Here is a 10,625-nt window from a genome sequence, read left to right on the forward strand (position 1 = left end):
GGTCAGCGTGTCCACAAGCCGTTCAAGTTCACCGTTGCCCTGAACAAGGCCGTGCCGCTGATGTACAACTCCCTGGCCTCCGGCGAGATGCTGCCGAAAGTGACCCTGAAGTGGTACCGCACCTCCGTCGAGGGCAAGCAGGAGCACTTCTTCAGCACTGTGCTGACCGATGCCACCATCGTTGACATCGACTGCCAGATGCCCCACTGCCAGGATCCGGCGAAGTCCGACTTCACCCAGCTGATCCAGGTCTCCATGGCCTACCGCAAGATCGACTGGGAGCACACCGTTGCCGGTACCTCTGGTGCGGATGACTGGCGCGCGCCGATCGAGGCCTGATCACCGATTTATTGATTGCCGTTGTTCCTTGTAGTGCACCCCAGGGCCTGATGACTGCCGTGTCAGCCGTCACCAGACCCGTGCAAGCTTTCTCCGACCCATTCAACCGGATGTGGTCGGAGCTTTTGTGTTTTGCCATCCGGCTGCATGGCGGCTGGATGGCAAAGCACAACGAAGGCCGGTCGCGCCATCTCCCACGATTGCCTTGTCAGATGAAAGCGGCGCTTCTCAGTTTGCACCGTGCCTTCCCTCGCGATGCTGATGGCGATGGTGACCCATCTTGCGACGCGCCTGATCTCAGACGTCATCCGTGCAGCTCCCAGGGCTGCGAACTGGCAGGTTAAGGAGCCCTCATGGCAGACAGCACAGGATTACAATTCACCGTCAAGGTGGGGGCTCTGCCCGAGAGTACTTTCGTGGTGGCCGAGTTTGCGCTGGATGAAGCGCTCAATCGGCCATTCAACCTGCGCCTGGCGCTGGCGAGTGCCCAGCCCGACATCGACGTTGGCGCCGTGCTTGACCAGCCGTGCGAGCTGCTGGTCTGGTACAACGGCGAGCCGCAGCGCCGGGTGTGCGGGGTGGTCAGTGACTTCGCGCAGGGTGACAGCGGTTTTCGCCGCACCCGCTATCAGCTCATGGTGCAGCCGGCCCTGTGGCGGCTGTCGCTTCGCCACAACTCCCGCATCTTCCAGGCGCAGAAGCCCGATGAAATCCTCTCCATCCTCTTGCAAGAGCACGGCATCACCGATTACGCCTTTGCGCTCAAAAACGAGCATGCCCAGCGGGAATACTGTGTTCAGTACCGGGAAACCGACCTCGACTTTGTGAACCGCCTCGCCGCCGAAGAGGGGATGTTCTACTTCCACGAGTTTGAAGCGGGCAAGCACCGCATCGTCTTTGCCGACGACGCAGCCGCATTGACTCAAGGCCCCGAGCTCTTCTTCAACCTCGGCAATCGTTCCCTTGAGCAAGGCCCCTATGTGCGGCAGTTCCACTACCGGGAGGCGGTGCGCCCGTCGGATGTGGAGCTCAAAGACTACAGCTTCAAGACGCCGGCTTATGGTCTCTCTCACAAAAAGCAGGGCGCAGAGCTCGAGCACCAACGGGACACCTACCAGCACTTCGACTATCCGGGTCGCTACAAAGCGGACCAGAGCGGCAAGGCGTTTGCCCAGCACCGGCTGGATGCGCTGCGCAACGATGCGGTGGCGGGCCAGGCTAAGTCCAACTGCGCCGCCTTGCAGCCGGGGCAGACGTTTGCACTCACCGAACACCCCAACGGCAGCCTCAACACCGACTGGCAAGTGGTGCGCATCCAGCACACCGGCTTGCAGCCGCAGGCGCTGGAAGAGGAGGGGGGCAGCGGCCCCACCGTCTACCACAACGAATTTGGCGTAGTGAAAGCGAGCACCACCTGGCGGGCACGCATCGGCAGCCCGGAGGCCCCTCACAAGCCGATGGTGGATGGCCCGCAAATCGCCATGGTGGTGGGTCCCGACGGTGAGGAGATTTACTGCGACGAGCACGGTCGGGTGAAGCTGCAATTCCCGTGGGACAGGTATGGCAGTTCCAACGACCAGAGCTCCTGCTGGGTGCGCATATCTCAGGGCTGGGCGGGTGGTCAATACGGCATGATGGCGATACCCCGTATCGGCCACGAGGTCATTGTCTCATTCCTGGAGGGGGACCCCGACCAACCCATCGTGACGGGTCGCACCTATCACGCCACCAATCGGCCGCCCTACGAGTTGCCTGCCAACAAGACCCGCACCGTGCTGCGCACCGAAACTCACCAGGGTGAGGGGTTCAACGAGCTGCGCTTTGAAGACCAGGCGGGGCAGGAAGAGATTTATATCCACGGTCAGAAAGATCTGAACGTGCTTATAGAGAACGACGCGGCCTGGCACATCAAGCACGACGAGCATCGGGATATCGACAATGAGCGGGTGACCCGCATCAAGGCCAATGATCACCTCACTGTGAACGGTGAAAAGCGGGATCACATCAAGGCCGACTATTCCCTGACCGTGGATGCCAGCCAGCACCAGAAACTGGGGCAGTCCCTGCTGGTGGAGGCGGGGTCCGAGGTACACCACAAGGCGGGCATGAAGATAGTGATGGAGGCGGGTGCCGAGCTGACCCTCAAGGTGGGGGGGAGTTTTGTCAAAATCGACCCGAGCGGTGTCACCCTCTCGGGCGGCTCCATCAAGATGAACTCAGGCGGCAGCCCGGGTTCTGGCTCTGGCTGGAGTGGCCAGATGCCGATCCAACCCGGAGCGGTTGAAGTGGTGGCGCCCCCGCCTCCCATGGACCCTGCACGTCAGATTGCGACGCTCAAGTCTGCCGAACCTGTGTGCGAGATCTGTGAGCAACTGGCCAGACAGGAGGGGGGTGGCTGATGGCCATGGCTTTCGTCGCAGAGCGTCCCGACATCGAGCTGAACAGTGGAGAGCAACTCTATCTGTTGCTCGATGGCGCGCGCATTCCCGCGCTGGAGCGCGCGTTGTTCGAGCAGGACCCATCGCCTTCCTATCAGCCCGTTTACCTTCACGCCCCCTGGGACAGCTTGCGAGAAGTGAGCCCCTGTCTGGTCTGTGCAACGCCCAATCTGCTGGATTGGTTTATGCAAAACCGCGATGCATCATGGGGTTACCTGTTATCGTCCCCTCTTTCTCTGTTGCCGTTGGCCGAGCGACTGCGTGGGCTTATCGAGGTGGAGAGTCCCTATGGCAGCAGGATTTTGCTCAAGCTGGCCATGCCGGAGACCATGTGGCGGCTGTTTATGGATGATGAACCCTGGCTCTGGCAGGGGGTGGCTCAAGTCTGGATCCCGACCCGGCAGGGGGAGGAGCAGGTGTGGCAGCACAAGGTTGCCGCGCCTGGAATGGGGTCCCCCATGGGGGAACGTCTGCGACTTTCCGACGTGCAGTGGCGCCGTCTGGGAGAGGTGAGCTGGTTGCGCACCCTCGATGGGATAAGAGCACACATGCACACCTGGTTTGGGGCTCGCATGCTGACGCTGCAAGAACCCATGGCCTGGATTGCCCATTGGGCTGATTACGCCTATGCCCAGGGATTCGAGAGCGAGCGGGATCTGCTGCTGTTTTTCAATGTGATGGGGTATCTCGGCAGTGGCTGGTTTGATGAAGATGAGCATCCCCGGATCAAGGCGTTGATTACCCAGCGTTCGCCCCAGACCCCTTCGCAACGTATCGAGCAGGCCGCCGAGCTTGCTGCCGCATTGAGCAACAAGGATCAAGACGCATGAGTACGCCCAATCAAGCCGCCCAGTGTGCAAACACGACCGACAGCAAGAGCCCGGCAGGAGTCTGTCCGCTCAAGAACAAGAAGATTGCCATCATCCCGGTGCGTTATGCCCTGGATGAGCCGTTCTCCCCGCCACAAAAGCAGCCTCACCCAGTCCCCGCCGGAGCAGGCTTTGTGGTGCCTCTCAAGTTGAAAGAGAGCGGTTATGCCTTGCGCCAACTGCGCGATGGCTGGCTCTATGTCTATGACGAAAAGACCAAGACATTTGATGAGTACGAGATAAAGGGATCGACCTTCATCAGCCAGAGCAAGGGAAGCAAGGGGCATCTGCTCTACCCGGCGAGCCATACCCTCTCCCTCGCTTATTCTCCCCAGCGCTGGACGGGGCGCATCAAGCATGAGATGGAAAAGAGCGGCGGTTTGCGCACCACCTGGATGCGGCAGGTGAAACTGGGCAGTTTTGCCAGCACCATGAAGGCCCCTCATTGCGGTCTGCCAGATGTGCTCGACAAGGTTGCGGATCTGGGGATGTCCAACAAGGGATTTGTGCTCTCTTCAACCCCCCTTGCCAAGCCTGCCGAAGAGGACGAGCAGGGGATCAAGTTGCTGGCTCACAAACCGGCGAGTTCACCGACTGCCTACAAAGCGGGCATACCGGACCCCAAGAGCGCCATGGTGGTCGCTCTGGAGGACCCGCTGGCCGACCTTGCCGACCTTTCCATGAAGGTCAATCAACTGCTCGCCAAGCGCGAAGCACTGCTGGGGAAAGATGATGCCACCATCAAGGTCAACAGCCACAAGCTGATGATGGCGGAGGTCACACGTAACCTGGCCAGGGTGCGGCTCGACGAGAAGGAGTTACCCGCCTCCGTCAGGGGCAATGTCGCCAGGACCCAGGCCTTTGAAGAGGCGCTGGATGATTATCTTGGGGATCGCTACCTCGCCGACATGGAGAGCATGACGGCAGAGCCCGGGATGGCGATGTTCAGTTCCCCTATGGAGAAACGGGCTGATGAGAAGCTGAAAATCTTGCGGGAACAATATGGTTTCAATCCATCCCAAAAACAGGTTTCCCAATGGAAAGAGCGCGCCGCCTTCCAGGATGAGGTCAACTGGAGCGGGCTCAATGCCTTTATCAAGCAGTACCAGGTGCCACTCAATGAGGTGGAGCTGGCCCTGACGCGGGCTCATGAAGACCTGTTCAACGGTGTGACCCGCCTCAAGGCCGATCCGCTGCCCTTTGGTCTGGACAACAGAACACCCAAGGGACAAGCCTATCTGCAGACACTGTTTGCCGAGGCCGGGCCGGTTCTCTCTCTTAGCTGCCGCACGGAGGAGAGGAAGAAAGCGCTGGAGAAACTGCTGGGCGAAAAGAGCCGCGATAACTTGCTGGCGCTAGCCCCTTATGGCTTTGATGCCGCGTTGCACAAGGGATTGAGCGAGCTGACGGTAGACAATGCCTGGCTCAGCACCTCCTCTGGCGATATGACAGCCCTCTTTGGCAGAACGGCTGATCTGGAGACGCTACTGGGGGATGAGAGATTCAAGCAAAAGTCCTGGTTCCAGACGATCGAAGCCGTCATTGAAGCCATGAAAGTGGCTGGGAAATCCATGGCCAAGGGGGCTCACGCCCAGATCATGGCGGCCATCTTGCCCCATGCCTGGAAGAACAGCCTGGCGGGCAACCTCAGGCTCGTATTGCTGGAGTCCCTGCTCGGCGACCAGCCGCTGCAGGCCAACCGAGACTATCGGATGCTCCACAACCGCTTCCAGCAGAAGATCTGGATCATTGTCAAAGAGATGTCGGCCATCAGCTCCCCCCCTCCCGGGCGCAGCACCACGGTGAAGGCCATCAACGGTCAGCTAAAAACCTTGCAGCAACAGCTTGATACCCTGATTGCCAGCGAAATGCCCCTGCTGGTGAAGCTGAAAGGTGATCTCTACCAGCAACAAGCCAGACAATATGTTGGTGACTATCTGGCGAGCGTACGTAGCGGCGTGAATCAACGCATCACGGCCATGAACGAGAGAATTCCCAATCTGGCGACCTTTGGCGGGCTGGTTGCCCTGCTCAACCTCTGGAATCTGACAGTGGTCATCGCTGGGACGGCGCAAAACGCCCAGTCCATCGGTCGGGAACGGGCAAATATGCAGCTGGGCTCGGCCTTTGCCTGGACGGGCAATGCCATCGCCGCGCTCTATCAGGGGGCTGTGTGGGGAGAGCTTAAAAAATTACAGGCGGGAGAAAAAGCTCTTACGTCCATACCTATCAAGAATGCAAAAATCGGTGAACATGCTGTCTGGGTTAAAGCCTTTTCCCTACGGATGTTGGCGTTTGCTGGGTTAGGTGCTGTGGCAGCAGGACTGGAAGCGTGGGATGCCTCATTGGCTAGCAAAGACCCTTTAATTAGCGAGATGGAAAGAACTTTGCTGGTTTCGAAGGAATATGTTCTTTGGGGACAAACGGGCATTTTTGGGGTTCAAGTATTACTTACGCTGGTGAGTCGCGGTGTTGGGGGATTCGCAATTGGTACCGTTTTTGCCCCCTGGATGGTTATCGGGCTCTTTGTGCTGGGTATCGCCTATCTGGTACTGACAGTGTTGCTTAATATCTTTAAGCGCTCGGATCTGGAGAAATGGTTGCTGCAATCCACTTGGGGCAAACAGCCCGCCAATTGGTCTTCTGAAGACGAACTGGCTCGCTTTGAATTGCTGGTCAATAAACCGGGCGCCAGCCTGACGGTGGTGCGCTCCGCGCCCCAGGGGTGGATGGACACCGGTCGCCCCCAGTGGCAGTTGCAACTCTCGCTCCCTGCGCACTTGCGAGGGCAGACCATAGGGCTGAAGGTCATCGGCCAGCCAATTGCTCGCGCCGGTCAAATGGTACCGGTGCGCTCCAAAGAGGATCTGGCGCGCTATCAGGCAGCCATGCGGCCCAGGATGCTGGAGACACAACGCGGACGTTGGGATGAGATGGTCTATACCCTGCCGCTGGGGATTGATACCAATTCGGCCATTAAACTGGAATTGGGCTATCTGGGTGGTATGGTACAGCGGCAACTTGTCTTCAAGGGCTGCGGTAATAGCAACGGCCCCATTATATTGGATACCAGCAGTGGTGAGGTGAACTCTATGCCTGCACTAATAGTTGGCACGCAAGGGAATAAATCATGAACGAGGAGATTGAGGTGAGCGAGCAGGACATCCCTTTTCATCTTCTGCCGCAGGAAGAGCAGCAAAGTATAATTAATGCCAATCAGAAAATGGTGCGTGAAGCCCCTACGCTACATGAGTGGAATATTAGGGTGGAAACACCCTTTGTTTGGCTAGTCATTTCAATCCCAGTTGGTATTATGATGTCTATTGGTATATGGCTAGTGTATAGCGATGATGATGCAGGTTGGGCTCCTATTATAATGGGGGCAATAGTTGCTGCCTTTACTCGTTACTTATGGCTAGCAGATAAAAACTATCATTATCGACTGACAACAGAAGGCTTAATCACTACTTATCATGATGCTATTCCCGAAGCGGCCTACACCATAGTGCGTGGCTTGGCTTGGTTGGGAGTAGTTGTATGTGTGATGGCGGTGGTTGTATTGGGACCGTTAGCATTAGTTGGTGCAGGTGGCATGGCGCTCTTTGCGGTATTTTTCACTGACTTCAAGAAAGAAGAGACAGTTGAATATACACGATTCAATAAAGAAAAAATAAATATAATAAAGGTGGCTAGGAAAGCCGCTTTTGTTCAATTTGAGACAGTTCCTTTTGGCTACTCTGGATTTGCAAACTTCTATTGTTATAAAAATGACTTGAATAAGATTCTTTTTTCTTTGTTATCGTTGCTGAATTGCTGCGAGTATAGAGAGTTTAAAACTGTTTTCTCATTAAATAGGGCTCCCCATAGCTCTCTGGATGTTGGTGTGCCAAGAAAATTTGATGAGCTTAACACCTAATGACTCAGGTGGCGCTGTGCGATTACAGTGTCATTTTTCATTATTTCAATGTTTGTATTGGCTATGTTGCTCAATATCATTAAAACGCTCAGATCTGGAGAAATGGTTGTTGCAATCCACCAGGGGAAAGCAGCCTGCCAATTGGTCCTCGGAAGACGAACTGGCTCGCTTCTAGTTGTTGGTCAATAAACCGGGAGCCAGCTTGACTGTGGTTCGCTCCAAGCCTCAGGGGTGGATGGATATCGGTCGCCCCCAGTGGCAGTTGCAACTTTCACTCCCTGCCCATTTGCGAGGACAAACCATAGGGTTAAATGTCACTTCTTAACCACTTGCCAGTGCTGGCCAGATGGTGCCGGTACGATCCAAAGAGGAGCTGGCGCGCTATCAGGCAACCATGCAGCCCAGGACGCTAGAGACACAACGCGGACGTTGGGATGATCTGGTCTATACCTTGCCTTTGGGGGTCGATACCAATAGTGCCATCAAGTTGGAACTGGGATATATGGGCGGTATGGTACAGCGGCAATTTGTCTTCAAGGGCAACGGCAACAGTGGTGGACCTATCACTTTGAACTCCAGCAGCGGTGAATTAAGTTCTATGCCCGCCCTAGTCGTTGGTAAGCAAGGAATAAATAATGAACAACACGAATGAAGTAGCTGAGGCAAACGAGCAAGAAACCCCTTTTCATCTGCTGCCGCAGGAAGAGCAACAACTCATAATCGATACCAATCAGAAAAGGGTGCGTGAGGCACAAACTCTTCATGAATGGGATATCCGGGTATCTACAGCATTTGCATGGCCAATGATATTAATAGTCGTTGGCTCAATGATGCTATTTGGAGGTGCGGCGGTATGGTTTGCTGGAGATAATGATTGGACTTTTGTTTATATGATGATCGGTATGTCGATAGTGATGACGCTCTATTTACGTTACTTGGTGATGGCGGATAAACACTACCATTACCGGCTAACGACAGAAGGCTTAATCGTCACTTATCATGATGCCATTCCTGAAGTGGCCTACACCATAGTGCGTGGCTTGGCTTGGCTTGGCTTGGGGTGGTGGTTTGCGTGATGGCTATGGCTGTATTGGGGCCGCTAGCGCTGGTTGGTGCAGGTGGTATGGCAATTTTTGCTGTTTTTTTTACTAACTTTGAAAAGAAAATATCAGTTGAATACACTGTTTTCAATAAAGATAAAGCATATGTTGTGAAAGTGGTTAAAAATAAAAACCTTATTCGCTTTGATATCATACCATTCAGTTGGTTCGAGTTTTCTTATTTATATTGCAATGAAGGTGAACTATATAAAATATTGTCAAGTTTAATGAAAGAGCTTGGGTGTGATGAATATAGAGAGTTTAAAAGTGAATTATCTCTTCGCAGAGCTCCCGTTGGTGTATTGGATGTTGGCACGCCAAGAAGGCTGGATGAGATCAATAAGTAAATCCTTCGAGTAATACTTTTGTCAGATGTAACAGTTATAGAAAAATTATTGGTGTCAAAAAAGTGGTGATTTCAATCAACTCTGGTGCAATCAGTCTATCGTAGATGATCTGGTTCCTTTTGAAATGCTGGTCAATAAGCCAGGGGGCAGTTTGACTGTGGTACGCTCCAAGCCTCAGGGGTGGATGGACACAGGTCGTTCCCAGTGACAGTTGGAACTCTCACTCCCTGCCCATTTACGAGGACAACCCATAGGGTTAAATGTCACTTTGCAACCACTTGCCAGTGCTGGTCAGATGATCCCCGCGCGCTCCAAACAGGAGCTGGACCGTTATCTGGCTGCAATGAAACCCAAGGTGATAGAGACGCTACGAGGGAGTTGGGATGAATCGCTCCCAGTTCCCTAGACACCTCACAGCCTTAAAATGAGGCAACTATTGGAGGTGTTATGACCCGTCAGCGTTATCCAGAAACATTCAAAATCGAAGCCGTTAAACAAATCACCGAGCGCGGGCGGCCGGTGGCTGACGTTGCACGTGCCATCGGGGTATCCAGCCACAGCCTGTATGCATGGCTCAAGCAGTACGGTAAGCCTGCTGACCAGCAAATAGAAGAGTCTGCCTTGCAAGCCGAGATCCGCCGCCTGAAAACTGAACTGCGCCAGGTCACCGAGGAGCGCAATATTCTAAAGGAGGCCGCCGCGTACTTTGCCAGCGAGTCAAGGAAAGGTACGCGTTCATAACCTCCCGACTCGACCGGTACAGTGTCGTTACCCTGTGCCAAACCCTGGGGGTTCACCGAAGTGGCTTCTACGCGTGGTTGAAACAGCCCACATCGCCACGACAGCAGGAGGACGAACGACTGACCGGATTGGTCAAGCAATCCTGGCTGGAAAGTGGTGCTGTCTACGGTTATCGCAAGATCCATCGCGACCTTCGTGACGCAGGGGAAGCCTGCGGCAAGCACCGTGTGGCCAAATTAATGAAGCGGGAGGGACTGCGTTCGCAAACGGGCTATCAACGCCGCAAGGGGCATTATGGAGGCAAGAGCACGCAAGCTGCCCCAAACACGCTGGCACGTCAGTTTAAGGTGCCAGCCCCCAACATCACCTGGGTGACTGACATTACCTACATTCGCACTCAAGAAGGGTGGCTGTACCTGGCGGTGGTGCTCGACCTGTTCTCTCGCCAGATCGTCGGCTGGGCGATGAAGTCACGCATGACGGCAGACTTGGCGGTTGATGCGTTATTGATGGCCGTCTGGCGGCGTAAACCCAAGCAGCCGGTACTGGTGCATTCGGATCAGGGCAGCCAGTTTACCGGTGGTGAATGGCAGGACTTTCTGAAGGCCCACAACCTGCGTTGCAGCATGAGCCGACGGGGTAACTGTCACGACAACGCGGTCGCCGAGAGCTTCTTTCAGTTGCTCAAACGGGAGCGGATCAAGCGCAGGATTTACGCGACAAGAGACGAAGCCCGCAGCGATGTGTTTGATTATATCGAGATGTTTTACAACCCAATCAGGCGTCATGGTTCCAATGATGGGCTGTCGCCGGTAGAGTTTGAAAGGCAGTTTATTTTTCAGCAACAAAGTGTCTAGAAAACCAGGGGCGATTCA

General features: G+C 55.0%; 10 protein-coding genes. 9 read left to right on the forward strand and 1 reads right to left on the reverse strand.

Annotated features, from left to right (window positions below):
- The coding region (gene hcp1 / locus AB5Y51_RS07690) for a type VI secretion system effector Hcp1 (protein WP_368178236.1) at positions 1-339 on the forward strand (339 nt) is incomplete at its 5' end.
- A gap of 62 nt (positions 340-401) precedes the next feature.
- Here the strand turns inward: hcp1 and AB5Y51_RS07695 are convergent.
- Positions 402-647 carry a hypothetical protein gene (locus AB5Y51_RS07695; protein WP_041211262.1) on the reverse strand — a complete coding sequence of 82 codons (246 nt, stop codon included), beginning with the start codon at positions 645-647 and terminating at the stop codon, positions 402-404.
- A 45-nt stretch (positions 648-692) separates the two neighbouring features.
- Between AB5Y51_RS07695 and AB5Y51_RS07700 the strand changes: the two genes are divergently transcribed.
- The 8 genes from AB5Y51_RS07700 to AB5Y51_RS07735 all read left to right on the forward strand — a co-directional run bounded on the left by AB5Y51_RS07700 (position 693) and on the right by AB5Y51_RS07735 (position 10,607).
- The gene (locus AB5Y51_RS07700) at positions 693-2,738 is read left to right on the forward strand and encodes a type VI secretion system tip protein VgrG (protein ID WP_368178237.1); all 2,046 of its coding nucleotides are present in this window, start codon (positions 693-695) and stop codon (positions 2,736-2,738) included.
- Positions 2,738-3,607, forward strand: coding sequence for a DUF4123 domain-containing protein (locus AB5Y51_RS07705; RefSeq protein ID WP_041214667.1), 870 nt, complete (start codon positions 2,738-2,740; stop codon positions 3,605-3,607). The genes AB5Y51_RS07700 and AB5Y51_RS07705 overlap by 1 nt, the downstream gene beginning before the upstream one ends.
- A complete protein-coding gene (locus AB5Y51_RS07710) occupies positions 3,604-6,780 on the forward strand; it encodes a T6SS effector BTH_I2691 family protein (RefSeq protein WP_368178238.1) in 3,177 nt (1,058 codons plus the stop codon). Before AB5Y51_RS07705 ends, AB5Y51_RS07710 begins: the two co-directional genes overlap by 4 nt.
- On the forward strand, positions 6,777-7,562 hold the full coding sequence (locus tag AB5Y51_RS07715; protein ID WP_368178239.1) for a hypothetical protein: 786 nt from the start codon (positions 6,777-6,779) through the stop codon (positions 7,560-7,562). The genes AB5Y51_RS07710 and AB5Y51_RS07715 overlap by 4 nt, the downstream gene beginning before the upstream one ends.
- A 346-nt stretch (positions 7,563-7,908) precedes the next feature.
- Complete coding sequence (locus tag AB5Y51_RS07720; RefSeq protein ID WP_368178240.1) at positions 7,909-8,214, forward strand: hypothetical protein; 306 nt, start codon at positions 7,909-7,911, stop codon at positions 8,212-8,214.
- The gene (locus AB5Y51_RS07725) at positions 8,198-8,638 is read left to right on the forward strand and encodes a hypothetical protein (protein ID WP_368178241.1); all 441 of its coding nucleotides are present in this window, start codon (positions 8,198-8,200) and stop codon (positions 8,636-8,638) included. Before AB5Y51_RS07720 ends, AB5Y51_RS07725 begins: the two co-directional genes overlap by 17 nt.
- Positions 8,638-9,009: a hypothetical protein gene (locus AB5Y51_RS07730; protein WP_368178242.1), complete on the forward strand. Its 372-nt coding sequence runs from the start codon at positions 8,638-8,640 to the stop codon at positions 9,007-9,009. Before AB5Y51_RS07725 ends, AB5Y51_RS07730 begins: the two co-directional genes overlap by 1 nt.
- Before the next feature lie 447 nt (positions 9,010-9,456).
- A protein-coding gene (locus AB5Y51_RS07735) for an IS3 family transposase (protein WP_319903933.1) occupies positions 9,457-10,607 on the forward strand; the annotation gives its coding sequence in 2 pieces (ribosomal slippage) (positions 9,457-9,694 and positions 9,694-10,607; 1,152 coding nt in all).
- Positions 10,608-10,625 lie beyond the last annotated feature (18 nt).

Source organism: Aeromonas sp. R7-1, from assembly GCF_040908115.1.
Taxonomy (GTDB): domain Bacteria; phylum Pseudomonadota; class Gammaproteobacteria; order Enterobacterales; family Aeromonadaceae; genus Aeromonas; species Aeromonas caviae.

Excerpts from the sequence above, each read along its gene's own strand:
- AB5Y51_RS07695 (WP_041211262.1), bottom strand. The coding sequence starts at position 647 with ATGACGTCTGAGATCAGGCGCGTCGCAAGATGGGTCACCATCGCCATC.
- AB5Y51_RS07700 (WP_368178237.1), top strand. The coding sequence starts at position 693 with ATGGCAGACAGCACAGGATTACAATTCACCGTCAAGGTGGGGGCTCTG.
- AB5Y51_RS07705 (WP_041214667.1), top strand. The coding sequence starts at position 2,738 with ATGGCCATGGCTTTCGTCGCAGAGCGTCCCGACATCGAGCTGAACAGT.
- AB5Y51_RS07710 (WP_368178238.1), top strand. The coding sequence starts at position 3,604 with ATGAGTACGCCCAATCAAGCCGCCCAGTGTGCAAACACGACCGACAGC.
- AB5Y51_RS07715 (WP_368178239.1), top strand. The coding sequence starts at position 6,777 with ATGAACGAGGAGATTGAGGTGAGCGAGCAGGACATCCCTTTTCATCTT.
- AB5Y51_RS07720 (WP_368178240.1), top strand. The coding sequence starts at position 7,909 with ATGGTGCCGGTACGATCCAAAGAGGAGCTGGCGCGCTATCAGGCAACC.
- AB5Y51_RS07725 (WP_368178241.1), top strand. The coding sequence starts at position 8,198 with ATGAACAACACGAATGAAGTAGCTGAGGCAAACGAGCAAGAAACCCCT.
- AB5Y51_RS07730 (WP_368178242.1), top strand. The coding sequence starts at position 8,638 with ATGGCTATGGCTGTATTGGGGCCGCTAGCGCTGGTTGGTGCAGGTGGT.